The organism is Streptomyces sp. UC4497 (assembly GCF_054871485.1).
In genome coordinates this window covers 26,740-51,016 of the sequence record NZ_JBTYHB010000001.1, presented here as the reverse complement: position 1 = coordinate 51,016, position 24,277 = coordinate 26,740, and the positions used below count along the sequence as shown (strand labels likewise).

At 71.3% G+C, this 24,277-nt stretch carries 18 protein-coding genes; 13 read left to right on the top strand and 5 right to left on the bottom strand.

The genetic code is table 11. The features are described 5' to 3' along the window. The 3 genes from ACYSUO_RS00135 to ACYSUO_RS00125 are packed head-to-tail and all read left to right on the top strand — an operon-like array spanning position 1 to position 2,592. Positions 1-720: a metal-sulfur cluster assembly factor gene (locus tag ACYSUO_RS00135; RefSeq protein WP_461773882.1), complete on the top strand. Its 720-nt coding sequence runs from the start codon at positions 1-3 to the stop codon at positions 718-720. Next, complete coding sequence (locus tag ACYSUO_RS00130; protein WP_461773881.1) at positions 717-1,742, top strand: NAD(P)-dependent alcohol dehydrogenase; 1,026 nt, start codon at positions 717-719, stop codon at positions 1,740-1,742. Before ACYSUO_RS00135 ends, ACYSUO_RS00130 begins: the two co-directional genes overlap by 4 nt. A 22-nt stretch (positions 1,743-1,764) precedes the next feature. Further along, positions 1,765-2,592 (top strand): SCO6745 family protein, encoded by an 828-nt coding sequence (locus tag ACYSUO_RS00125; RefSeq protein WP_461773880.1) that lies wholly within the window; start codon positions 1,765-1,767, stop codon positions 2,590-2,592. Between the two features lie 21 nt (positions 2,593-2,613). Here the strand turns inward: ACYSUO_RS00125 and ACYSUO_RS00120 are convergent, their stop codons facing one another. The 3 genes from ACYSUO_RS00120 to ACYSUO_RS00110 all read right to left on the bottom strand — a co-directional run bounded on the left by ACYSUO_RS00120 (position 2,614) and on the right by ACYSUO_RS00110 (position 6,179). Further along, complete coding sequence (locus tag ACYSUO_RS00120; RefSeq protein ID WP_461773879.1) at positions 2,614-3,519, bottom strand: alpha/beta fold hydrolase; 906 nt, start codon at positions 3,517-3,519, stop codon at positions 2,614-2,616. Positions 3,520-3,652: 133 nt separating this feature from the next. Then, positions 3,653-3,976: an antibiotic biosynthesis monooxygenase gene (locus tag ACYSUO_RS00115; protein WP_461773878.1), complete on the bottom strand. Its 324-nt coding sequence runs from the start codon at positions 3,974-3,976 to the stop codon at positions 3,653-3,655. Between the two features lie 91 nt (positions 3,977-4,067). Next, entirely contained in the window at positions 4,068-6,179 is a 2,112-nt protein-coding gene (locus tag ACYSUO_RS00110; protein WP_461773877.1) for an ATP-binding protein, read from the bottom strand. A 304-nt stretch (positions 6,180-6,483) separates the two neighbouring features. On the opposite strand from ACYSUO_RS00110, the gene ACYSUO_RS00105 reads away from it, so the two are divergent. Further along, positions 6,484-7,080: a DUF4352 domain-containing protein gene (locus ACYSUO_RS00105; RefSeq protein ID WP_461773876.1), complete on the top strand. Its 597-nt coding sequence runs from the start codon at positions 6,484-6,486 to the stop codon at positions 7,078-7,080. 72 nt (positions 7,081-7,152) lie between these two features. Here ACYSUO_RS00105 and ACYSUO_RS00100 read toward each other — a convergent pair whose 3' ends face one another. Beyond that, positions 7,153-8,142, bottom strand: a complete 990-nt coding sequence (locus ACYSUO_RS00100; RefSeq protein WP_461773875.1) for a mannose-binding protein — start codon at positions 8,140-8,142, stop codon at positions 7,153-7,155. 411 nt (positions 8,143-8,553) lie between these two features. Between ACYSUO_RS00100 and ACYSUO_RS00095 the strand changes: the two genes are divergently transcribed. The 4 genes from ACYSUO_RS00095 to ACYSUO_RS00080 all read left to right on the top strand — a co-directional run bounded on the left by ACYSUO_RS00095 (position 8,554) and on the right by ACYSUO_RS00080 (position 15,142). Continuing rightward, the gene (locus ACYSUO_RS00095) at positions 8,554-9,300 is read left to right on the top strand and encodes a type VII secretion system-associated protein (protein WP_461774349.1); all 747 of its coding nucleotides are present in this window, start codon (positions 8,554-8,556) and stop codon (positions 9,298-9,300) included. Beyond that, positions 9,297-10,454, top strand: coding sequence for a ricin-type beta-trefoil lectin domain protein (locus tag ACYSUO_RS00090; RefSeq protein ID WP_461773874.1), 1,158 nt, complete (start codon positions 9,297-9,299; stop codon positions 10,452-10,454). The genes ACYSUO_RS00095 and ACYSUO_RS00090 overlap by 4 nt, the downstream gene beginning before the upstream one ends. Before the next feature lie 144 nt (positions 10,455-10,598). Then, entirely contained in the window at positions 10,599-13,916 is a 3,318-nt protein-coding gene (locus tag ACYSUO_RS00085; RefSeq protein WP_461773873.1) for a right-handed parallel beta-helix repeat-containing protein, read from the top strand. Beyond that, on the top strand, positions 13,913-15,142 hold the full coding sequence (locus ACYSUO_RS00080; RefSeq protein ID WP_461773872.1) for a S8 family serine peptidase: 1,230 nt from the start codon (positions 13,913-13,915) through the stop codon (positions 15,140-15,142). The genes ACYSUO_RS00085 and ACYSUO_RS00080 overlap by 4 nt, the downstream gene beginning before the upstream one ends. Positions 15,143-15,218: 76 nt before the next feature. On the opposite strand, the gene eccCa is transcribed toward ACYSUO_RS00080, so the two are convergent. Then, entirely contained in the window at positions 15,219-19,202 is a 3,984-nt protein-coding gene (eccCa, locus tag ACYSUO_RS00075; protein ID WP_461773871.1) for a type VII secretion protein EccCa, read from the bottom strand. Between the two features lie 462 nt (positions 19,203-19,664). Here eccCa and eccD point away from each other — a divergent pair, with 462 nt between their 5' ends. From eccD to ACYSUO_RS00050, 5 genes are all read left to right on the top strand, one after another. Continuing rightward, complete coding sequence (eccD, locus tag ACYSUO_RS00070) at positions 19,665-21,071, top strand: type VII secretion integral membrane protein EccD (RefSeq protein WP_461773870.1); 1,407 nt, start codon at positions 19,665-19,667, stop codon at positions 21,069-21,071. A 68-nt stretch (positions 21,072-21,139) separates the two neighbouring features. Continuing rightward, on the top strand, positions 21,140-22,663 hold the full coding sequence (eccB, locus tag ACYSUO_RS00065; RefSeq protein ID WP_461773869.1) for a type VII secretion protein EccB: 1,524 nt from the start codon (positions 21,140-21,142) through the stop codon (positions 22,661-22,663). Between the two features lie 354 nt (positions 22,664-23,017). Next, on the top strand, positions 23,018-23,353 hold the full coding sequence (locus ACYSUO_RS00060; protein ID WP_422428805.1) for a hypothetical protein: 336 nt from the start codon (positions 23,018-23,020) through the stop codon (positions 23,351-23,353). Between the two features lie 28 nt (positions 23,354-23,381). Beyond that, positions 23,382-23,690: a WXG100 family type VII secretion target gene (locus ACYSUO_RS00055; protein ID WP_461773868.1), complete on the top strand. Its 309-nt coding sequence runs from the start codon at positions 23,382-23,384 to the stop codon at positions 23,688-23,690. A 98-nt stretch (positions 23,691-23,788) separates the two neighbouring features. Beyond that, positions 23,789-24,262 (top strand): type VII secretion system-associated protein, encoded by a 474-nt coding sequence (locus ACYSUO_RS00050; RefSeq protein WP_461773867.1) that lies wholly within the window; start codon positions 23,789-23,791, stop codon positions 24,260-24,262. Positions 24,263-24,277: the final 15 nt, after the last annotated feature.

The window sequence follows — 24,277 nt, the reverse complement described above, 5'->3', positions numbered from 1 at the left end:
ATGCGCGCCGACGCACGGGAACGCTCCGCCCGCGCCGCTCTGGACACGGTCCTCGACCCGGAGCTGGACGAACCGATCACCGACCTGGGCTTCGTACGCTCCGTGACACTGACCCCCGACGGGGCGCTCACCGTCCGCCTCAGGCTCCCCACGTCCTTCTGCTCGCCCAACTTCGCGTACCTGATGGCCTCGGACTCCAAGGACGCGCTGACGGCACTGCCCTGGACACGGGACGTCGACGTGCTGCTCGACGACCACCACGACTCGGACCTGATCAACGGCGGGCTCGCCGCGGACGCGGGCTACCGCGGCACGTTCGGCGCCGAGGCCGAGAAGGACCTGGAAGCGCTGCGGCTGACGTTCCGCCGCAAGGCCCATGTCGCCGCGATGGAGCGGGCGTTGACCCGCCTGCTCCGCGAGAACCCCGACCTCACCGAGGAGGACCTGCACGACGTGGTCCTCGGGGACCTCCCCGACGCGGCGACAACCAGTGCGCTGCTGCGGCGTCGGGAGGCGCTCGGCCTCGGCACGGCACCGTCCGACCCGGTACTGGTGGACGAGGAGGGACGACGCGTCCCGCCGGGCGAGATCCCGCTCCGGCTGCGCTTCGCCCGCGCGGTCCGGGTGTCGATCGACGGCAACGCGCACTTCTGCCGGGGGCTGCTCCGCACCCGCTACCCGCAAGCCGCGGACGACCAATCGAAGGAGAACGTCTCGTGAAAGCAGTCCAGGTCGTGGGCTACGGCAAGAACCTCGAAATGGCCGAGGTCCCGGCCCCCGAGGTCACAGGCCCGTTCGACGTGATCGTCAGGATCGGCGGCGCCGGCGTGTGCCGCACCGACATCCACATTCTGGAGGGGCAGTGGGCGCAGAAGTCCGGCGTGACACTGCCCTACACGATCGGCCACGAGAACGCCGGCTGGGTGCACGCCGTCGGCAGCGCCGTCACCAACGTCGCCGAGGGCGACAAGGTCATCGTGCACCCGCTGATCACCTGCGGGTTGTGCCGCGCCTGCCGGGCGGGCGACGACGTGCACTGCGAGAACAACCAGTTCCCCGGCATCGACACGGCCGGTGGCTACGCCGAGTACCTGAAGACCTCCGCGCGCAGCGTGGTGCGGATCGACGACTCCCTCGAACCGGCCGACGTCGCGGCGCTCGCCGACGCGGGTCTCACGGCGTACCACGCGGCGGCCAAGGCGGCCCGCAGGCTGCGGCCGGGGGACCGTTGCGTGGTGATCGGCGCGGGCGGGCTCGGGCACATCGGCGTACAGGTCCTCAAGGCCCTCACCGCCGCCGAGGTCCTCGTCGTCGACCGCAATCCCGACGCGGTGGCCCTGGCCACGTCCATCGGGGCCGACCACGGAGTCGTCGCCGACGGCGGGCACGTCGACCGGGTGCGCGAACTGACCGGCGGGCAAGGGGCGGAGACGGTCATCGACTTCGTCGGCGAGGGCGGCTCCACCAAGGACGGCGTCGGCATGCTGCGCCCGGCCGGCGACTACCACGTGGTCGGCTACGGCGAGAACATCGACGTCCCGACCATCGACATCATCTCCGCCGAGATCAACTTCATCGGCAACCTGGTCGGCTCGTACAACGACCTGTGCGAGCTGATGGTCCTGGCCGCACAGGACCGCGTCCGCCTGCACACCGCCAAGTACCCCCTGGACCGCTTCCAGGACGCGCTGGACGACCTGGAGAGCGGCCGGATCCGCGGCAGGGCGATCCTCACGCCCTGAGTGTCCGGGCATGATGTGGGTCATGACGCACACAGCCCGTCGCATGTTCGAGCTCCTGGAGCCGATCTGCCTCGTCACGTACTTCGCGGACGAGTGCAATGAGGAGTTGGCCGCGCTCGGGCACCGCACGTACTGGGACGGCTACTTCGCGAGCCGGGCCGCTCCGCTGGGGAGGGTGTCGGCGCAGGTCGTGCACGCGGCCTTCTACAGTTTCGCCGAGGGGGAGGCCGCGCGGCACATCCCCAGCGCGTGGGAGACGATCCCGCCCGAGGCGTCCGTCGCCGCGCGGCAGCGGGGCAGCGCGGCCTCCGTGCGGCGGATCCTCGGCGCCGAGCTGGCCGGGTCGCCTGGCCTGGTGCGCGCCGCCGACCTGACCACCAAGGCGGCGACGAGCGCGCCCACGGCGGGCCGGGTGATGTATGCCGGGATGCGCGGGCTCGCGGTGCCGAGCGACCCGGTCGCCCGGTTGTGGCACTCCGCGACCATGCTGCGCGAGCACCGCGCCGACGGGCACATCGCCGCTCTCGTCGGGGCGCGCATCGGCGGCACGGAGGCACATGTGCTGTCCGCGCTGGAGATGGGCATCCACCCGCCGGAGTCGTTCGGGCGCATCCACCATCTGCCGAAGGAGCGGCTGGCCGCGGTCATGGACGGTTTGCGCGAGCGCGGGCTCGTCGACACCGAGGGCCGGTTCACCGACACCGGCCGCGAGACCAAGCAGCGCATCGAAGCCCTGACCGACGAACTCGCCCTGCCGCCGTACGAAGCCCTCTCGGCCGCGGAGCTCGGCGAACTGGTCGCCGAGCTCGAACCCATCACCGAGACGCTGGTGGCCGCAGGGTCCCAGTGACGAGGAGCCGCACTGCGCGGACTACGACGCGGCGCCGACAGGCACCCGTTCCAGGGCCGGACGCTCGATCTCCGTCAGGAAGTCGAGCGTGTCGATCGGCTGGTCGGTGAAGTAGTCCGCGATGAGCCGGGAGAACTCCTTGCCCCGTTCGAGGTTGGGCAGATGGTCGGCCTCGCGGATCAGGGCGAACTGCCCCTGCTGAATCGTTGCGGCTACTTCGCGTACGCGGTCGGGGGTGGAGAACTCGTCGTACTCACCGGTGAAGCACAGGGCCGGTACGTCGGGGATGCCACCGGGCGGGAGGCCGGGAGTGGCCAGGACGCGCTCCAGGATGGCGACGTGCCGGGGTACGTCGGCCTCGGTGATGGCGCTCATCGTGCACGCCAGCAGCCGGGCGGTCACGGCGCGCTTGCGGACGGGGCGGTCCGGGTGTGCCATGAGCGCCTCGACCGTCACCCGGCCGTAGGCGCTCGAGATGTCTCCGGAGGCGAGGCTGTCGACCATGGCGCGGAGCGCGGTACGGCACTCCGCCGGGTACTCCATGGAGGCCCCGGCGAGCATCAGGCGCTTGACGCGCTCGGGCTGCCGTTGGGTCAGCCGGTACGCGATGGGAACACCGTAGGAAGCGGCGAACAGATTTACGGAATCCAGCTCCAGCTGCCCGAGCAGATCGCCCAGCACCTCGGCGAGGAAGTCGAAGCCGTACTCCGCCGGCAGGTCGTCGGCCTTGCCGGACCCCGGGAGGTCGACGGTGATGACCGTCGCGATCTCCGTCCAGGGCTTCTCCAGTCGCCGGAAGGCGTACATGTCCTGGAAGGAGCCGCCCAGCAGAACGATGGGCTCTGTCCGAGGAGCGGGGTTCTCGACGATTCGGCACTCATAGCCGAACCCTTTGAAATGCATCCGACGCACGAATTCCTCAGGCATGAGCAGGTGACTCCTCGTAGCAGGGCAACGGTCACCAAGCCCAACGAACATCGGCTGACGGGGTAATGGATCAACAGGTCAATCAACACAAGACGTACAGAAGGTGGGTTGCCGGAGAGGATCGGGTGATCACTCAGCGTGGTTGCTCGCGGCGGTCGAGTACGTCGAAGTGGGCCGACCGTTCATCGAAGTGCGACAGCACGGCCTGTGCGGCTGCCGGAACGTGCGCCGCCTCGTAGTCCTCGCCCATGAACGCCCGTACGGATTCCAGGGCGTCGAACCACATCAGGGTCATGAACTCGACGTCGGTGTCCCGCTCGCGCCGGATCAGATCGATGGACACGAACCCCGGGATGCGCCGTGCCTCGATACCGGGGATGACCTGCCCCCGGACGACGCGCTCGTACGCGTCGGCGTTTTCCTTCGTTGTCCAGCCACGCCACAGTCGACAGATCATGGGCAGAGTGTAAAGCGAGCTGCGCAAGCCCGTGAACTGATTAACGGCGTTGCGGGGCTGGGGTGTTGGGGTCCGATGCCTGGTCTCGCCGTCAGGGTGCGGGAGGCGTGTCGTGGTTGCTCAGAGCGAAGCGCACCACGGCCGGGCGCGGCTGCTCGGCGCCATGGCGGTGCAGCGCCTCGTAGCGCCGGTCGCCGAGTGCCTGACGCGCAGCGGCATCGAACTGGGCGTGCAATGCCCCCAGTTTCGGGTTGCCGACGAACGGGGCCGAACCCGCCAGCTCCTCCACCGCGCTCACCGCGCCGAACAGCCAGGCCGAGCGAGGGTGGCGTCCGTCCTGGGAGGCGACCCATGCCAACAGGCTGAGGGAGGCCGCCTGGCCGAGCAAGTCGTCGCGCGTGTACTGCAGTTCAAGGGCGCGGCGCCCCGCCCGGTCGGCGGCGGTGGTGTCCCCGAGGAGAATGTGGGCGATGCCGCCGGCGATGAGGATGAACGCCGTGAAGTAGCTCTCCTCGCTGCCTTCGCCGAAGAGGTCGAGCGCTTCGTCGAAGTCGGCGAGCGCGGCGCCGGGGTTGCCGGCCATCGTATGGGCGATCCCACGGCGGATGGCGGCCAGGCATGTGCCCGACGCGTCGTCGACTTCGCGGAAGATCTCGGTCGCCCGATGCAGCAGATCCAGGCCCGTGTCGGGTTCGCCGGAGTAGGCCAGTGCGATGCCGCGGCTCATGGCGGCGTATCCGGCGAGCTGCCGGTCCGCGAGCAGGTCGGCGTCTTCTTGCGCCGCATCCGCGAACCGTCGTGCGGCCGTGTGCTCGCCGCGGTACGTCGCGAAGGTGCAGCTCCACACCAGCGTCGTGAACCGGTCGACCGACGGACCGGACGCGTGCCCGAGTGCCAGGTCCATCCAGTGACCCGCCTCGCGGGGCTGCCCGGCACACACCCAGTACGCCCACATCGCCGACGTCACAGCCACGGCCTCGTTGCCTTCCCCGTCGAGGGCATAGCCGAGGGCGGCGCGGAGATTCTCCCGGTCGGGGACAAGTCCCCAGTACAGCGGCACCTGTTCGGAGGTGAGGAAGCGGTCGGCGAAGTGGCGCAGCAACGACGCATAGCGGCCGACGTGGCGACGGCGGCAGTCGTCGCGCTCGCCGATGGCCTCCAGCCACCCGGCGCCGTACTCACGGATGGTGTCGAGCATCCGGTATCGCTCGGTGCTCCCGGTCGGCTGCCAGTTCAGGATGGACTTGTCGATGAGGGCGTCCAGGAGGGCCTGGATCCCGGTGCCCGGCAGGTGCGCGTCGGTACACACCTGCCGGGCCGACTCGGCGTCGAAGCCGCCCGCGAAGACAGAAAGGCGTGCCCAGAGCAGTCGCTCCGCCGGGGTGCACAGTTCGTGACTCCAGCCGATCGCGGTGCGCAGCGCCTGGTGCCACGGCGGGGCGGCGTCGCGCATCACCATCTCCGCGCTGCTCAGGACCTCGTAACGGTCCTCCAGGCGTTCGGCCAGTTCCGCCAGGGACAGCTCGCGCAGTCGTGCGGCGGCCAGCTCGATGGCGAGCGGCAGACCGTCCAGACGCCGGCACAGCCGCACCAGGTCCTGCCGGTTGGCATCGGTCATGGCGAAACCAGGCGCCACTTCGGCCGCGCGGGCAGCCAGCAGGACGACCGCGTCCGTCGCCGCCCCGGCCACGTCCTCGTCGCTCTCCGGCACGGCCAGCGGCGCGACGGTCAACGTCCGCTCCGCGACCATGCCCAGCGGGCGGCGGCTCGTCACCAGGACCCGCAGCCCCGGCGCCCCGCGGAGCAACGCCTCGACCACCAGCGCGCAAGCGCCGACGAGGTGCTCGCACGTGTCCAGTACCAGCAGCATCTCGCGATCCGCCAGATAGTCGACCAGCACATCGAGCATCGGACGCGTCGTCTGATCCGCCAGCGGCAACTCCTCGGCGATGGCGAGCGCCAGCACGGACTCGTACCGCACGGGAGACAGCTCCACCCACCACGCGCCGTCCCGGAAGGACTCCTGCGCCTCGTGCGCGGCCTGCAACGCCAGCCGCGTCTTGCCCACCCCACCGACCCCCGTCAGGGTCACCAGCCGCGCATCCGCGAACAGCCGCCGGATCTCCGTCAGTTCCGCCCGCCGCCCGATCAACTCCGGCGTCGCCGCGGGCAGATTCCCCGCGCGCTGCTTCCGCGTGGCCACACCGTCCCTCTCCGCCCCTGCTTACCTGTCACCAGGAAATGCCGGACAGTCTGACGGCTCTGGTCACACGGCGTGACGACGAGGCGCAAAGCGATCGGAATTGGCCGCAAGGCCACTGCAGAACGGCGGCCGACCGCTCGGCTCTGCCCGAGATCGCGTTCGCTTAGGTGCTTGCGCCGCGTGGGCCGCCGCCGGTCCGACCACAGATGACCCGGTAAACCAAGCGCCCCCGCAGCCCCCGCGTTTGCCTTACGCTTGCGCTTCACGTGGCCTGGGGAGTCCGCTGGTTCATGGGGGATTGATTATGAGCATCTACGTTCGTCGCGCGTTCTTCATGGCCGTTCCTGCCGTGCTCATCGCTGTGCTGACCGGATGCTCCAGCGGGGGCGAGACGACGGCGAAGACGAAGCTGTCACCGGTCGAAGCGTCCGCCTCATCCGCGAAGACCGACGTCGGCAAGCCGGCCGACAAGGCGCCTTCAGTCGATGGCATCCCGGTCGCGAAGCCCGGCGGGAAAGCCGTGTTCGAGAGCGGCGCTACGGCGATGACGGTCACCGTGCGGGACATCGAATACGGCCGCGAGTCCAACGACGCTGGGTCCACGGCCATGGGCGACGGTAAGCAGTTCGTCCGGCTCGACATCACCGTGGAGAACACCGGGAAGGCAGCAGGAGAGTTCGACCCCTCCGGAGCGGTGTGGGAAAGCTCGAAGTTCGCGGAGCGCGACGCGGCAACCTCCAGGGCCGACGACGCGGCGACGCATGTGACCACATACAAACCGGGCCGGTCCGTCGACGGGGAAGTCATCCTGGACGTCGGGGCCAGAGGGGGCGTCGTCACGTTCTTCGACGCCGAGGCCCCCAAAGCCCCCGTTTTCCGTGTGGAGTTGCCGAAGTCCTGAACGGGGCCCACCCCGCTCGGTCTGGAAGTCGGTCCTCCTCGCAGTCTTGCGATGGAACTCAAGGTGCGCGGCTCAGGTCGACCAGATGACCTTGCCGTTGTGCACGATGACCACCTTGGCGTCTGCGCGCAGGATCAGGCGGGCGCCCTCGTGGCCATGGCTCTTGGATGCCCAGATGGGACGGTCGTCGGCGTTGTGGATGACGAGGTTGCCGTCGTTCTGGAAGATCGCCCGGTGGCGTTCGCCGAAGGTCATGGAGGCCCAGATCGGCTTGTTCTTCTCGTTGTAGACGACGAGGTTGCCGTCGGGCTGCATGATCATGCGGATGCGGTTGGTGGTCCAGGCCTGGTTGACCTCGAGCACACTGGGCGCACCGATGGTCGTGACACCCCAGTCCGGCTTCGGAGCCGCCTTCGGTTTGGGCTTCGGCTTGGGTGTCGCCTTCGGCGCGGGCGCGCTCGTCGTGGGTGCGGGCGGCGGGGCGACGGACTTGGTGACCGTCTTCGGTTTCTCTTTCTCCTTGGTGGGAGAGGGCTTTGGCTCCTTCGCCACGTAGTCGCCGAGGTCGTCGGGGGAGGAGTCCGCGCCCAGGACCGTGTCGGACTCCGCCGCGGTCGAACTCTTGTCGTCGCGGGGGCTGTCGTCGTTCGTGCCGATGAGCAGCATGGGTATCGCGATCAGCGCGGCCCCGGCGAGCGCGGCCCCGGCCAGGACCGGCTTGCGTGGGCGTCCGCCGTCGACACCGGTACGGGTCTTGGTGTTCGGCTGCACGGTGGCGACGGCCGTGGCCACCGTGACACCCTCCTTCGGCTTCCGCGCACCGGTGGTGGTCGGCGCGGCGTCCGGGGGCGAGGAGTCGGCGCCAGTGGTCTCCGGTGGCAGCGCGCCGGACTCGGAGGTCGCGGGAGCCGATTCTCCCGTGTCTTTCGAAGGGGCGCTCAAGTGTGGTGTGGAGGCGCCGGGTTCGGTGGGCGCGGCGACCGGTGCCGGTTCGGTACCGGCTTTGTGGGGGGCCGCGGCCGCCACCCCGTTCGAACCAGGAGGCTGCTGCTCGGTGGACATGCGGTACTCCTACTCGGGGCGGAGCTGTCGGTGTGCGGCGCCCCACGGTGGTGTGGGGTGAACGCCGCGTGGGGGGCCAGCAGTTCGGCGCCGCACCGGGCACGCACGGCCGACAGGGCCCGGTGCGGCCGAGAGGTCGAAGACGTACACCAACTTAGCCCGTCACGTCCGTCACGACCGCTTCTCCTGCCCCACCCCGTCGACGCTATGTCCGCCAACACCCCACTGCTCCCGGTTGGTTCGGCACTCGGGCGGCAAACGGGCAGGCCCCGGCGCGATACGGGTCCTCCTGGGTCCGATACGGAAGGGGCGTGTGTGGCATCCTGTTGACGCCTGATCTGATCAGTGTCGGCGTGTGCGCATGTCATGCGGCACCCAGGAATTCGTAAGGACCAAAGAGTTCAGGTGGAGATGCGGCCCCAAGGACGTCAGGACGGCAGGCATGAGGCCTTGCCTGCGGCGTCCGACGGCTCGGGCAAGGCCGATGGCACCGAACCCGTCGTCACCCCGGACGCCGATGCGGCCGAAGCACCGGAGATACCTGAGGCGATACGGGCCGCCGCCCGCCGCGCGCCAGGGCACTGGATCGGGGTGACCGACCCGGGGTGGACGGAGGAGCGGACCCCTCCGGAGTGGGCGGTGCTCGGCGAATGGCAGTCGGACGAGAGCGGCGAAGTCGGCGAGTTCCGCGCCAACCCGGGGTACCGGCCGTCGGCCCGGATGCTCGGCTGGCCCGAGCCCACCGACCCGGTGGACACGGCGGCGCAGCGCGCGGCCACCGGCTACGGCACCGCGGACGACGTGGTCGCGGCGCTCGCCGATGCCGAGGTCACCGTGGTGCGCGCACCGGACGGTGCCCCGCTCACGGCCGCCGGACGGGACGGCGAGTCGGTGGTGCTGTTGTTCACCTCCTCGGCACACGAGTTCATGTCCGCAATACTTCGCCATGACAGGGTGCCCGCGCGGGAGTTGGCCCGGTCCCTGAGCGGATCGGGCGCCTTATTGCTGGCCAACGCCGGGGCGGCGGCACCTCTGCTCGTCCCGGCGGAGCGTCTGCTCGGCCCCGAGGCGGGGCCCGGCGCGGAAGAGTCGCCCGTGACGGACGCCGCAGCCCGGTCTCCTGAACCCCGGCCCCACATCACAGGGAGGACCCCGTGACGCGTTCGGCCCACCAGCCCCCCACGTCCGCCAAGGCGGACACCGGGTCGGACGGCGAGGAGACGGCCGAGGCCGTGACCGCCGTCGCGTCCGAACCCGTACCGGTGCGCGAAGAGGCCGGGGCCGAGTCCCCGTCCGAGACGAGTGCCGCCGCCGTCGAGGCGGCCGATCCGCAGAGCGTGAACACCGGCCCCGAGGCCGCTTCGGGCAGCGAGCGTGAAAGCGGCGACGGTGTAGCCGCCCACGGCCCCGACACCGGCACGGACCCCGACGCCACCGCCGCCGCCAAGAGCCGGCTGCCCGCCCTCGTCCGCACCATGACCGCCACAGCCATCGACAAGCCGGGCACCACCGCGACCGTGGGGCGTCCCGGCAAGGCGGTGCTCGCAGGCGCCGCGGTCGCGGGCGCGCTGCTCGTCTCCGTACCGTTCCTGGTGCTCGGCGGCGACAAGGACGACAACGACCGCAAGGAGACGACAGCGGCCGGCACCGTCCTCGGCGGCGACGAGACGGAGGACCCCGGAGCATTCACGGAGTCCACGGCCACGCCCGGCACCGGTGCCTCGAAGGACGACAAGAAGGGCTCCGGCGAGAACGAGAAGGGGGCGGCGGGCCACGACGCCGCCTCTCCCTCCGCCGGGCACGGCAAGAGCACGGACAAGCAGCAGAACGGGGCCGGCGAGAAGAAGGCCCCGGCGAACAAGCCCGAGGCCGAGAAGAAGCCCAACGCCGGGAAGGACAAGCCCGCCCAGGCGGGCAATGTCACCTTCAGCGCCCCCATGGCACTGCGCAGCCATCTCGCAGGCCGCTGCCTCGACGTGCCGGCCGGCAACTTCAGCGACGGCACGAAGCTGATGATGTGGGACTGCAACAACGGCCCCGCGCAGCAATGGCAGTTCGCCTCCGACGGCACCGTCCGGATCCACGGCCTGTGCCTGGACGTCGCCAATGCCGACTTCACCCCGGGCACACCGATGCAGATCGCCCGGTGCAGCGGCAACGACGCCCAGAAGTTCGTCCTGAACGAGGCCCACGACCTGGTCAACACCGTCGTGGGCAAGTGTGTCGACATCAAGGGCAGCAACCCGGACAACAAGGCCCCGGTGCAGCTGTGGACCTGCAACGGCGCCGACGCCCAGAAGTGGAGTGTCTGACCGGACGCTCGGGACCGGGGCACCACCCTCGGCCCCCTGCCTGTCACCACGACGAGGCATGATGACACCGTCGGCTCGCCGACAAGCGCCCCCGGTGAGCGGGGGAGCCCGTCCAAGACGCCGCCGTAGCAAGGAGGTTGGTGCGTGTCGCGCCAGGTACTGACGGTCGGTCCCGGCACCGGGGACCGCTACCGGACCATCGGTGAGGCACTCGCGGCCGCCCGCACCGGCGCGCTGGTCAGCGTGCGGCCCGGGACGTACGCGGAGAACCTGGTGATCTCCACCCGGGTCACCCTCACCGCCGCCGAGGGGCGGGGCACCGTCGAGATCCGGCCGCGTACGGGCAGCGTGATCGCGCTGCGCGCCGACGCCGTGATGATCTCCGAGGTGACCCTGCGCGGCGGCGATGCCGAGCTGCCGGCGGTGGACGTACGGCGCGGCCAGGCCGCGTTCGACGGCTGCGAGATCGTCGGCGCCGCCTGGACGGCGATGCTGGCCGGGGGCACCGGTTCGCTCGCGCTGCGCGAGTGCCGGGTCAGCAACGCTCAGGGCGCGGGCGTCGTGATCACCTCGACCGTGCCCAGCACGGTCGAGTCCTGCACCTTCGAGCACCTGGGCACCAGCGGCGTGGTCCTCGCCGAGCAGGGCGAGGCCCGGATCCGCGACTGCACGGTGCGCAACGCCCGCGGCAACGGCGTGCTCGCCAACGGCGAGTCCCGCGGCACCGTCGAGGACTGTGACATCTCCTCCACCGACAAGCCCTCCGTCGCCCTGGAACAGAACGCGGCCCTCACGGTCACCCGCACCGTCGTGCACGACACCAGCACCGGTGTGCACCTGAGCACCGCGGGCCGCACGACCCTGGAGGACGTCCGCGTCACCGGGGCGTCCGGGAACGGGATCGCGCTCGCCGCCGGTACGGACCCGGTGCTGCGCCGCTGCCGCGTCTCGCGCACCCGGGGCAACGGCATCCTGGTCACCGACCGCTCGCGCGGCACCTTCGAGGACTGCTGGGTGGACGGCGCGCGCGGCGCCGCCCTCCGCGTCGCCGGAGCCGCCTCCCCGGCGCTGACCGGCCTCACCGTGCGCGACGCCGACCAGTGCGGACTGCTCCTGGAGGAGGACGCGGCACCGGAGTTGGACCGACTGGAGGTCATCGGCGGATCGCCCGCCGTCCACATGCGCGGCGGCGCCAACCCGATGCTGCGCCGGGCCCGCCTGGTGGAGCCGAACGGCGACGGCATCGCGGCCACCGACAACGCCCGCGGGCGCGCCGAGGACTGCGAGATCGTGCGGCCTGGTGGTGCCGGTGTGCGCGTGGCCGCGGGCAGCACCCTCTACCTGGCGGGCGGTGGTGTCTCCGAGGCCGCGGGGAACGGACTGGTCGTCGAGGACGGCGGCAACGTCACCGTCCGCGACTTCCGCGTGGAGATACCGGCCGAGGAGGGTGTGGTCGTCGCCGGGGGAGGCGAACTCACCGCCAACCGCACCACCGTGCACGCCGCCAAGGGTCACGGCTACCTGCTCCGTGAGGGTGCGCTCGCCTCGCTCAGCGGCTGCGAGGCGAACGGCGGTGCCCAGGACGGCTTCCGGGTGGAGTCCACCGCCCCGGTCTCGCTGGTGAACTGCACCGCCCGGGAGAACGAGGGCGGCGGCCTCGTACAGACGGCCCCCGGCGAACGGCTCGCGGTCGAGGGCCTGAACAGCGTCGAAAACGGCAAGCGCGACGCCTGGGGGAGTGGCAGCGCCGAGAACACCGACCCGGCAGGCTCCGGCGCCGCCGACGCGCCGCCACCGGACCGCGAGGACGGCCCGCTCGGCGCGCTGAACGCGCTGATCGGCCTGGAGAACGTCAAGCAGCAGGTGGGTACGCTCGTCAGCCTGACCCAACTCGCCCAGCGCCGCGAGCAACTGGGCATGACCGCACCGCCGATGAGCCGGCACCTGATCTTCGCCGGGCCGCCCGGCACCGGCAAGACGACCGTGGCCCGCCTCTACGGGGCGATCCTCGCCGAGTTGGGCTCGCTGCGCAGCGGCCACCTCGTCGAGGTGTCCCGCGCCGACCTGGTCGCCCAGGTCGTCGGTGGCACCGCCATCAAGACCACCGAGACCTTCGAACGGGCCCTCGGCGGCGTCCTGTTCATCGACGAGGCGTACACCCTCGCCGCCGACAGCGGCAACGGAGGCGCCGACTTCGGCCGCGAGGCCGTGGACACGCTCCTGAAGCTGATGGAGGACCACCGCGACGACGTGGTGGTGGTCGCCGCCGGATACTCCCGCGAGATGGACGCGTTCCTGGCCTCCAACCCGGGCCTCGCCTCCCGCTTCTCGCGCACCGTCGAGTTCGAGAACTACTCGGTGCCCGAGCTGGTCGCGATCATGGAGAGCATGTGCGCCCAGCACCAGTACGAGCTGGGCGAGGGCACCGCGGAAGCGCTGGCCGCGCACTTCGAGGCGATGCCGCGCGACGCCGGGTTCGGCAACGGCCGTGCCGCGCGCGGGGTGTTCGAGGAGATGGTGGACAGACAGGCGGTGCGGCTCGCGAGCGAGCAGCAGGTCGGTGAACACGATCTGCGACTGCTGCTGCCGCAGGACGTGTCCGCGACGGCCGTCGCCCAGGGCGGCGCCAGCGCCGTCCAGGAGGACGACCCGCTGACCCGCCTCGGCGACATGATCGGTCTGTCCGAGGTCAAGCGCGACGTCGCCGACCTGGTCAACCTCATCACCACGGCCCGGCACCGGGCCGCCGCCGGACTCCCGGTGCCCTCGCTCAGCCACCACCTGGTCTTCACAGGACCGCCCGGCACCGGCAAGACCACGGTGGCCCGCCTCTACGGCGAGATCCTCACCCAACTGGGCATCCTGGAGCGCGGCCAGATGGTCGAGGCGGCCCGCGCCGACCTCGTCGGCCGCTACATCGGCCACACCGCGCAACTCACCCGGGAGGTCTTCGAACGGGCCCGCGGCGGCGTCCTGTTCATCGACGAGGCCTACACCCTCACCCCGCGCGGCGGCGGCGCCGACTTCGGCCAGGAGGCCGTCGACACGCTGCTGAAGCTGATGGAGGACCACCGCGACGAGGTGGTCGTCATCGTCGCCGGATACACCGACGAGATGGAACGCTTCCTCGGCTCCAACCCCGGCCTGTCCTCGCGCTTCCCGCGCCGGATCGCCTTCGCCGACTACTCGTCCGAGGAACTGGTCACCATCGTGCGCGCCCAGGCCACCGCCATGGGCTACGAGTGCGGTCCCGGCACGGGCCCGCTGCTCAAGGAGTACTTCGACGCGGTGCCCAGGGACCGCACCTTCGGCAACGCCCGGCTGGCCCGTCAGGTGGTCGACTCGATGGTCACCCGGCAGGCGGGACGGCTCAGTTCGCTGGCCTCGCCCACCCTGGACGACCTGCGCATCCTGCTGCCCGATGACGTCACCGCCGCCGGGTCGAAGGCGGCACCCCGATGAGGCCGCCCGCGCGCGGCGCCGCCCGTGCGCTCTGCGGCGCCGCGGTCGCCGCCCTGTTGGTGTCGGTGGCCCCGCCGGTGGGGGCCGCCCCGCTGCGGCTGCCGGCCGCGGACGGCGACAAGGGCCAGGCGCTGCCCGCGATGCCGTCCGCGCTCGACACCAGGAACGGCGGGGCGTCCTGCATGCCCGCCTCCAAGGAGCGGGCGAAGAAGCAGGACTGGTCCCGCCAGCGCCTCGACCTGGACAAGGTGCGCCGGGAGGGCACCGGTGCGGGTGTGACCGTCGCCCTGATCGACACCGGGGTCACCACGGACGCCACCGGGCTCGCCGGCCGGGTCACCGCGTCCGGCACCGCCGGTGAGGACTGCGTCGGCCACGGCTCCTTCCTGGCAGGTCTGATCGCCGGCGACGGCGGGGCGAGTTCCCGGCTCGCCGGGGTCGCCCCAGGGGCCGAGATCCTCGCGCTGCGCGGCACGGACCGCAACGGCCGGGCCGACGCCTCGCTCGTGACGTCGTCGGTCCGCGCTGCGACCCGGGCTCGCGCCGGAGTCATCGCGATCGGTGTGGCGCTGCCCCGGCGCGACAAGGACCTGACCCGCGCGATCGCCGAAGCCCGCGCCAAGGGCGCGGTCGTGATCGCCGCGGCCACCCCGGACCCGCCCAGGACCCCGGCAGAGGACGAGCCCCCGCCCCGCCTCTACTGGCCGGCCGCCGAGCCCGGAGTCCTGTCGGTCGCCGACATGCTGCCGAACGGCTCCCGGCCCAAGGACGCGCTGCCGACCGAGGGCGTCGACCTGGTCGCGCCCGGCGCCGGAGTGGTCTCCGGCGGAGCCAAAGGCACCGGCCACTACCTCGGCGGCGGCCCCTCGGTGGCCACCGCCTTCACGGCCGGTGCCGCCGCCGTGGTGCGTGCCGCACGCCCCGACGACTCGGCCACCGAGGTGACACACCGGCTCACCGCCACCGCCTACCCGGCCGACACCCCACAGCTGGACCCGTACGCGGCCGTCACCACGGTCTTCGGGCGGTCCGGGTCGTCCGGCTCCAAGAGCGCCGCGCAGCCGGTGAGTGTGCGCGACACCTCGGACACCGAGCGGGCCACCGGCCGTGCGACCGTCCTGCTGCTCGGTGGCTCCGCCGTCGTCCTGCTGGTCGTCTGGCTGGCGTTCGCGCTGCCTCGGGCGCGGGCCCGTGGGTGGCGCCCGGCCGGGCAGCGCACGGAGTGAGTACGTAGGAAACAGGGGAGCGGGGGCCACCACTGGTGGCCCCCGCTCCTTTGTGCCGTTCTCGTTTCGCGCCGGCTCAGCTCTCCTGCTCCGGCAGCTCCTCCACCAGCGCGGTCTGCATCAGCCGCGCCCGGCGGCGGGCGATGTACTGGGCCCGGCCCGGCGGCAGGCTGAGCGGCTTCGTATTGCCGAACAGACGGCCCTCTGTGGGTGGGCAGGACAGCAGCACCGCCGGGTTGTTGGCCTCGTCCAGGCGGCGCACCAGCGCGTCACTGAGACCGCGCCCCGCGCCCATCGCGCTGCGGGCGACGATCACGTGCAGCCCCATCTCGTAGCCGAGCGTCAGATGCTCGAAGAGCGGCTCGAAGGGGTTCTGGAACGAGCTGCCGGAGACCATGTCGTAGTCGTCGATCAGCAGGAACAGGCGCGGGCCCGTCCACCAGTCGCACCGGCGCATCCGGGCGGGCGCGATGTCCGCGCCGGGCACCCGCGTCTTGAGCGCGCGGGCCGCGCCGTCGATGGTCTCCGTGAGGTTGTCCAGGGAGATCACGTGCCCGATGCGGTACTCCTGCGGGATGGCGTCGACCAGGGTGCGGCGGTAGTCCACCGCGATGATCTTCGCCTCGTTCGGGGCGTACCGGCTGACGATGCCGTCCGTGACGCGGCGCAGCAGGTTCGTCTTGCCGCTCTCGGTGTCGCCGACCACGATCAGGTGGGGAGTGCGGCTGAAGTCGTGCCAGACCGGTTCCAGGGCGTCCTGGTCGATACCGAGCGGCAGCCGCATCCCTCCGCCGTCCGTGCCTTCGGGCGCCGGGAGTTCGGCCAGGGGGAGCCGGTGCGGCAGCATCCGGACCTGCGGGGCGCGGGCGCCCGTCCAGGCGCGGGACATCTCGGAGACCAGATGTGAGACACCCTCGCCGAGGTCCTCCAGGGAACCGCTGCCGTCCAGTCGGGGCAGGGCCGCCAGGAAGTGCATCTTGCTGTCGGCGGTGATGCCCCGGCCGCCGCTGCGCGGCACCGAGCGGGCCTTGCGGGTGTCGATCTCGGAGTCCATCGGGTCACCCATGCGCAGTTCGAGACGGGTGGCCGACTGGTCACGGACCTGCGCGGACAGTTCCACCCAGCGGGTGGTGGTGATGATCAGGTGGATGCCGTAGTTCAGTCCGCGGGCGGCGAGTTCATTGAACTTGGGGATCAGCTCGTCGTAGTCCTGACGGACCGTGGACCAGCCGTCGACCACCATGAACACATCGCCGAACGGCTCGTCGGGGAACTCGCCCGCGGCCCGGCGGCGCCGGTAGGACTGCATGGAGTCCAGGGTGTGGTCCACGAAGAACTGCTCACGCCGGGCGAGCAGCGTCATCACCTCGGAGACGGTGCGCTGCACCCGCTCCGGGTTGAGCCGCGCCGCGACCCCGCCGACGTGCGGCAGAGCGGCGAACTGGGAGAGGCCACCGCCACCGAAGTCCAGGCAGTAGAACTGGATCTCGCGGGGCGTGTGGGTCAGTGCCAGCGCGGCGATCAGCGTCCGGGCCAGCGTCGACTTGCCGCTCTGCGAACCGCCCGCGACGGCGACGTGGCCGCCCGCCCCGGACAGATCCACGACCAGCGGGTCACGGCGCTGCTCGAACGGCTTGTCCACCAGACCGACCGGGACGCGCAGCTTGCCGGTGCCGGACCACTTCGCCGCGGTGAGCCCGCGCTCCGTGTCGGGCACGACCCCGCCCAGGAGTTCGTCCAGCGGCGAGGGCGCGCCGAGCGGCGGCAGCCACACCCGGTGCGGAGCGGGTCCTGAACCGCGCAGCCGGTCGAGCGCGACCTCGAGCAGGGTCTCCTCGTCGCCGCTCTCCTCCTCGGCCGGCTCCGGCTCGGGGGCGGCCTCCAGGGTGCGGGGCACCACCCAGCCGCTGGTCCACTGCACCACCTGGCTGGCCACCCGGGCCTGCACGACGGCACCGGTGCGGCGCCGGTAGGTGCCGGAGGAGTACGCGGCACGGAACCGGGTCAGCGACTCCACACCGGACTTGAGGTAGCCACTGCCCGGCTGGGCCGGCAGCTCGTAGGCGTCCGGGACACCCAGCACACCACGGCTCTCCATGGCGGAGAAGGTGCGCAGACCGATCCGGTACGAGAGGTGGCTCTCCAACTGGTGCATCCGGCCCTCGTCGAGACGCTGCGAGGCGAGCAGCAGATGCACACCGAGCGACCGGCCGAGCCGGCCGATCATCACGAACAGGTCCATGAACTCCCGGTGCGCGGACAGCAGTTCACTGAACTCGTCGACCACCACGAACAGGCTGGGCAGCGGCTTCAGATCCGCGCCCGCCGCGCGGGCCCGCTCGTACTCCAGGGCAGAGGTGTAGTTGCCGGCGGCGCGCAGCAGTTCCTGGCGGCGGATGAGCTCACCGTGCAGGGCGTCCTGCATACGTTCCACCAGCGCGGCCTCGTCGGCCAGGTTGGTGATGACGGCCGAGGTGTGGGGGAGTTCGTCCAGACCGAGGAAGGTGGCACCGCCCTTGAAGTCGACGAGGACGAAGTTGAGTGTCTCGGAGGAGTTGGTGAGGGCCAGGCCGAGGACGAGGGTGCGCAGGAGTTCGCTCTTGCCGGAGCCGGTGGCGCCGATGAGCATGCCGTGCGGGCCCATGCCGCCCTGCGCGGACTCCTTGATGTCGAGTTCCATCGGGCGGCCGTTCTCGCCGACCGCGATCGGGACCCGCAGCCGGCCGCTCCCGGTGTGCCGGTCGAACAGGGTCTGCGGGTCGTGCCGGTGCAGATCCGGGATGCCGAGCAGGGTGGTCAACTCGACGTCGCTGTCCAGCGGTTGCGATATGTCGCCGCCCAGGCTGATCCGGCGCGGCGCGAGCAGCCGGGCCAGCGCCTCGGCGCCGAGCACACCGAGCCGGTCCGGTGTGCCGAGCGGCACGGAGCGCTCCTTGCGGCTGCGGTCGGTGCGCACCAGGCTGACCCGGCCGTCCCCGACCGTCAGCCGCAGTGTGTTGCGGCCGGGACGCCAGCGCAGGGCGCCCGAGACATCGAGCACCAGCGCGTTGCGGTAGCCGTGGCCCTCCCAGCGGTGTCCCTCGGGCACGGTGACACCATCCAGGACGATCACCGTGTACGGCTCGTCGCGGCCGGGGCGGCCGTCCGGGTCGAAGCCCGGCCGCTCGGCGAACTCGGCGCCCAGCAGATCGTCCAGCTCGGTGATGTCACCGGTGATCCGGCGGACCTGGCCTGCGCCGTCCTCCTCGTGCGGGTGCAGCACGTGCGGGAGCCACTTCGTCCACTCCCAGTCGGCCCGCCGCTCGTCGCTGACGCACAGCGCGAGCCACAGCTCCTCGGGCGCGTGGAAGACGGCGAGTTGGCCGAGCACGGCCCGCACCAGGTCCCGTACCGCCTCGGTGTCCCGCGCGCCGTTCTGTTCGGCACCCTCCTCACCGGCCGCCTCCTCGGGCCGCAGCAACACCCGTGCCGAGGACCGCAGATACAGGCCGAGGGGCTGCTCGGGGATGGTGGAGTAGGCGCGGATGAAACGGCGCAGCGCGTGCGCGCACAGCGGTTCCAGGTCCTCCACCGGTCGGGTGGAGACGGGCTCCAGGGTCACCGCGAGCTGCTGCTCGCCGACCGCGATCCGGACCTCGCCGAAGTCCTCGTCGGCCGGACGCCGCTCCCACAAGCGTGAGGTACGGACCACCGAACGCAGCGAGGAGGGCTCCGGGTGGCGCCAGGCGAGGGCCCGCTGCTGCTCGACGATGGTGGTACGCACCCGCTTGCGGATCTGCGCCAGATAGCGGAGGTAGTCGCGCCGCTCGCCCTTGAGGCGCTGCTTGCGCTCACCGGCGCGGCGCATCAGCTGTCCCACGAGCATCGCGGCGGCGGCGAGCACCATGACACCCATCGCCAGATACATGAAGACGCCGTTGCCGCCGCCGGTCCGCAGGAACATCAGCATCATCGACACCGACATCAGGGCCATCGGCAAATACGTCCAGACAGCCGATGTGTCGGGCACCGTCTCGGCGAGGACCGGTGGCTCCTGGAGGGTCAATTGCCCGTCGGGCATCTCCGGCCCACGCCTACGGGCCGGCCGGCGAAACAGCACCACACTCAAGGAACAGAACCTCCGGTTTCACTGACTTTCCGGCCCGGACCGAGTACCGGTGCACCGGTACTCGGAATGACCGCACCACGCCGATTCTCCGCCTCACCGCTCGCGCGGTGAACACCGGATGAAAACTTCGAGCGCATAACAGGGCAGCCGAGTCCGAGGGCAAGTCCGCACCGGACAAAGGGAGTCCGGTCGGCAGTGCGATCCGGCGGGCACAGGCAGTAGTCTGCATTCACCGAACGCGCCCTGTCCACGCGGGACGAGTCGGCCGCCGGGCAGCGTGGCTCAATTCCACTGCCAGGACCCGCCGTTCTGCACCGCGGGGGCTTTCCGTACTCTTCGCACATACCTCTCGGGGAAGTCCCCTCTCGGGGAAGTCCTCCGGCAAATCCCCCACGGAAGACGAGAGTTCAGCAGATGACCGACAGTGTGGTGGCCGCCCTGTGCCGCTTGACCGTACGTGCGCCGAGCGTCTCCGTCGATCTGGCCGTACCCGCCGATGTCCCGGTCGCCGATCTGCTCCCCACACTGCTGCGCTACGTCGGCGAAGAGGCCGAGGAATCCGGACTCGACCATGCGGGCTGGGTGCTCCAACGACTCGGTGACACCCCGCTCGACGAGGAGACCACCCTCGAACGCGCCGGGCTCGCCGACGGCGACGTACTCCATCTGCGCCCGCACACCGAGGCCCTGCCGGAGGCCCGGCTCGACGACCTGGTGGACGGCATCGCCGACACCGCGGGTCGCCGACTGCACACCTGGCGCCCCGAGGCCGCCCGCTGGACCCTGGTGGTCACCGCCCTGGTGACCGTGGCGGCCGCCCTCGTCCTGTTGCTGTGGCCCGGCGTGACCGCCACCGAATCCAGCCGGGCCGCCTGCGCCGCCGTGACCGGGCTGCTCGTCCTCGCGGGCGCCGGCTGCGCCAGCCGCGCGGTCGGCGACCGGCTCTCGGCGACCGCCCTCGGCCTGCTGGTCGCCCCCTGCCTGGCCCTGGCCGGTTGGCTCCTGCCCGGCGGCGACCTGACCGGGCCGGACGCGGCGCGCGTCGCCGGTGCCCGGCTGCTCGCCGCGGGCGCCGCGGGCGCTGGCGGCGCGGTCCTCGCGCTTGCCGCCACCGCGGTGGGCGCCCCGGCCCTGTTCGCCACCGCCGTCGTCGCGGTGGCCGCCGCGATCACCGGTGCGCTGATGGGCTACACCGGACTGCACGTCCCGGCCGCGGTGGCCGTGGTGGCCACCGTCGTCGCGCTCGCCGCCGGAGCCGTGGCGCCGTTCGCCTTCAAGCTGGCAGGGATGCGGCTGCCCGCGCTGCCCTCGTCGGCCGGCCAGCTCCAGGAGGGCATCGAGCCGTACGCGGGTGACGAGGTCGCCGAGCGCACCGAACTGGCCGGACGCTGGGTCGCCGCGCTGTTCGCCGCCACCGGCACCGTCGTCGCGGCCGCCCTGGTCGTCCTCACCGAACACCCCAACCTGCCCGAGGTGCTGGCCGCCGCCGCGCTCAGCCTGCTGCTGCTCCTGCACTCCCGAGGCCTCGTGCACATCGGGCAGCGCCTCACCCTGGCCGTCCCGGGCATCTGGGGGCTGCTGCTCCTCGCCCGCGGCTGGGCCGTGGACGCCGAGGGCACCGGGCGAATGGTGGTCTTCGCGGTGCTGCTGGCCGCGGCCGCCGGGCTCGTGATCGCCGCGTGGACGGTGCCCGGCCGCCGGATGCTGCCCTACTGGGGCCGCGCCGCCGAGATCCTGCACACCCTGCTCGCGGTGGCGGTGCTGCCGCTGACGCTCTGGGTGGCGGGCCTCTTCGGCTGGCTCCGCGGCCTGTTCGGCTGAGCACACCCGTACTCGCGCGAGCCCAGCGCACGCGCGGACGGACACGAGAAAGACGTTGAGGAGAGGCCGTGCAGTCCAAACGCGACCAGGTACACGCCCACACCTTCATGATGGGCAGGCTCAGCTCGGGCCTGCTGATGGCCGACCCGGACGCCCCCGAGAGCCCGCTCGGGCGCACCACCCGCGGAGTCGTCTTCGGCGTCCTGGCCACGCTCCTGATCGGCGCCGGGGCCACCGTCTACGGCCTGCTGCGCCCCGGCGGCAACGAGAGCTGGCGCGACGGCAAGCACCTCGTGGTCAACCGTGACACCGGCGCCCGCTACCTGTGGACCGACACCGACGACGTGCTGCACCCAGTGCGCAACTACGCCTCGGCGCGCCTGATCGGCGGCTCCGACCTGGCCACGTCGGACGTGCACACGCCCTCCCTGGAAGGCGTCCCGGTGGGTTCCCCGGTCGGCATCCCCGGCGCCCCCGATTCCGTGCCAGGGTCCGGCCAACTCGACGCGGAGGCCTGGCACATGTGCGTCACAGGCCCCGGAGGAGCACGAGCCGACACCTCCGGCAGGGTGTCGGACACCGGCGTGAACGAGCCCGGCGCGACCACCCTGGTGGCCGGGGCGCCGCTGGACTCCACCGGCATCGCCGCCGACCGCGGCATGCTGGTGCGCGGCCCGGACGGCACCGAGTACCTGGTCTGGCGCGGCAGCCGGCTGCCTTTGGACCGCGCGTCCGACGCCCGCAACGCCCTCGGATACGGCTCCCAGCGCCCGATGCCCGTCTCGGCGGCCTTCCTGGACGCACTGGCCTCCGGGCCGGCCCTGAAGCCGCCCGCGGTCCCGGGGCGCGGCGAGAAGGGCCCCGACATCGGCGGCGGGGCCAGCCGTGTCGGTCAGGTCTTCAAGGTCAGCGTGCCCGGCGGGGACAGCACGTACCACCTGCTGCGCAAGGACGGCCTGGTGCCGCTGACCCGGCTCGGCGCCGCCCTCGTCCTCGGCGACCCGGCCACGCAGAAGGACGCCTACCAGGGACGCTCGCCCGAGGCCCGCACGGTCGGCGCCGACGCGCTGCGCGAGCACCGGGCCGAGAACGCCCCTGCGGCCGGTTCGGCGGAGCTGCCGGACGCGCCGCCCGCCCCGCAGTCCGCGCCGCGCGGCACGGCGCTGTGCGCCCAGATCGACGGGGGTGACGGCGGCGTCCGGATCAGGTCGGTCCTGGTCCCGCTGACCTCCCTGTCCCCGGTCGCGGTGCCCGCCGGCACCGCTGGCCCGGTGGAGGACGCCTGTGTCCGCACAGACGCCACGGTCGTGCGGCCCGGCCGCGGCGCCCTGGTCAGGGCGCTGCACGCGAGCGGCGCCGCGCACGCCGGGACCACCTACCTGGTGGCCGAGAACGGGGTGAAGTACCGCGTCGCCAACGAGGATTCGCTGACGGCGCTGGGATTCGCCACCGGTGACATCGACTCGGTACCGGCCCCGCTGCTCGCCTCCCTGCCGACCGGCGCCGACCTCGACCCGGACGCCGCGACCGGCGCCGCTGAGGCCAAGGTCACAGCGCCGGCGTGTGGAGAGGGTTCCGCACGGCCGAACTAATTTCTCGTGCCACCCTTTTCTCTTTCTTCGCCACCTTATGTCCGCTTCCCGCGCCCACCCTGGAAACCTCAAATAAAGCTCAGAATTTCCTGACGCCCGTTCGGCTGTCGCGCGCGCCCGTTTTCCGCCCGCATCGCGTGTGTCGGTGAACGGTTCATGTCCGGCTGCCCGAATCGGTTGTCCCGAGACCGTTCATCGCGCTGAAACATGCGCTCAACTCGCATGCCACACAGCAATTCTGACGACAGCTCGGATGCCCGGAACTTTCCGGCACGCGTTGCGCGGAACGGTAAGTTCTCTTTAGCCTCAGCGAGCAACGTGCGACGAGACTCGCTTGAGCGAAGGGAACGCGACATGGCGGACAGCGCCGCAAGGAAAGCGGAATATGCCAAGGGTCTTGGAGGTGTCTCCTCCCTGGAGACCGCCCGGGACCAGGTCGAGAAAATCCAGAACAACGTCGCCGAGATCGCGGCGCGTTCGGGCGTCGGCGGCGACGAGGGCCAGGCCCTGCTGAAGCTCTTCCGCAGCTGGAACGGCGAGGCGCAGAAGGTCGTCGTCCAGATCAGCAAGATGGTCGACGCGCTCCAGGACAACGTGACCTCCGCCAATCGTCTGGCGCAGGAGAACCAGGACCTGACCGAGGTCCTCAACAGCAAGACCAGCCAGGGCGTCTTCGAAGCGCTGCGCTGAACCACCCCCCCCGCGAAGAGGAGACGTCATGGCCGACGGCATTATCGATGTGCAGTACCCCAAGGTCCGGCAGGCGATCGAGGAGCTGACCGAGCAGACCCAGCACATCATCACCACCCTGAACAACCTGGAGGACGAGCTCAAGCCGCTCATCGCCTCCTGGGAGGGTGCGGACCAGGAGATGTACCGCGGGGTCCAGGCGGAGTGGGACCAGGCCACCAAGAACATGGCCCAGCTCCTCGGCGACAACGGCGAGTTGATCCAGAGCATCCACGACAACCACTCCCGTGACGAGCGCAGGAGCGCCGACAACTGGGGCAGTGTGCGGGCCCGTTAGGTTCTTCCGGGCCCCGGCACTGTGGCCGGGGCCCCTGCTCGGGGCGTCCGTCGGGGCACCCCCACCCCCGTCAGGCAGCAAGCGGCAGGAGGCGTCTCGTGGCTGATGACAGCAAGGCCGACGTCAAGCATTTCGATCTCAAGCAGATGGAGAATTTCCGGGACCACGAGGTGCAGCCGGTCCACACCTCGGCGAAGAAGCACCGTGAGGAGGGCGACGGGGGCAGCGTCCGCCCGCTCGGCGAGCTCATCGACGGTCACACCACCCCGGACAACCTCTCCCAGGACCAACAGCTCCTGCGTCTCGGCAAGATGAACAAGGAGCCCCTGGTCTCGGGCCCGACGCTGATCGAGGGCATCACCACCGCGGCCACGGCCATCGACAAACTGCTCGGTGACCAGATGGACCTGTTCAAGGAGCTGCAACAGGCGCTCACGGACACCATCGACGAGGCCGAGAAGACGAAGGACAAGAACCTCGACGCGATCGACGCGCAGACGCTGCTGCAGAACTTCGAGGACGTCGACACCCTGACCTCCGGCAGCTCCGGATCGGGCGACGAGACCACCTGAGCAGAACACGACCAC

What these genes read in the sequence shown, in the direction of transcription:
- ACYSUO_RS00115 (WP_461773878.1), bottom strand. Translation starts at nt 3,976, where the DNA reads ATGATCTGTCGACTGTGGCGTGGCTGGACAACGAAGGAAAACGCCGAC.
- ACYSUO_RS00125 (WP_461773880.1), top strand. Translation starts at nt 1,765, where the DNA reads ATGACGCACACAGCCCGTCGCATGTTCGAGCTCCTGGAGCCGATCTGC.
- eccCa (WP_461773871.1), bottom strand. Translation starts at nt 19,202, where the DNA reads ATGCCCGACGGGCAATTGACCCTCCAGGAGCCACCGGTCCTCGCCGAG.
- ACYSUO_RS00060 (WP_422428805.1), top strand. Translation starts at nt 23,018, where the DNA reads ATGGCGGACAGCGCCGCAAGGAAAGCGGAATATGCCAAGGGTCTTGGA.
- ACYSUO_RS00095 (WP_461774349.1), top strand. Translation starts at nt 8,554, where the DNA reads ATGCGGCCCCAAGGACGTCAGGACGGCAGGCATGAGGCCTTGCCTGCG.
- ACYSUO_RS00105 (WP_461773876.1), top strand. Translation starts at nt 6,484, where the DNA reads ATGAGCATCTACGTTCGTCGCGCGTTCTTCATGGCCGTTCCTGCCGTG.
- eccD (WP_461773870.1), top strand. Translation starts at nt 19,665, where the DNA reads ATGACCGACAGTGTGGTGGCCGCCCTGTGCCGCTTGACCGTACGTGCG.
- ACYSUO_RS00055 (WP_461773868.1), top strand. Translation starts at nt 23,382, where the DNA reads ATGGCCGACGGCATTATCGATGTGCAGTACCCCAAGGTCCGGCAGGCG.
- ACYSUO_RS00135 (WP_461773882.1), top strand. Translation starts at nt 1, where the DNA reads ATGCGCGCCGACGCACGGGAACGCTCCGCCCGCGCCGCTCTGGACACG.
- ACYSUO_RS00120 (WP_461773879.1), bottom strand. Translation starts at nt 3,519, where the DNA reads ATGCCTGAGGAATTCGTGCGTCGGATGCATTTCAAAGGGTTCGGCTAT.
- ACYSUO_RS00080 (WP_461773872.1), top strand. Translation starts at nt 13,913, where the DNA reads ATGAGGCCGCCCGCGCGCGGCGCCGCCCGTGCGCTCTGCGGCGCCGCG.
- ACYSUO_RS00100 (WP_461773875.1), bottom strand. Translation starts at nt 8,142, where the DNA reads ATGTCCACCGAGCAGCAGCCTCCTGGTTCGAACGGGGTGGCGGCCGCG.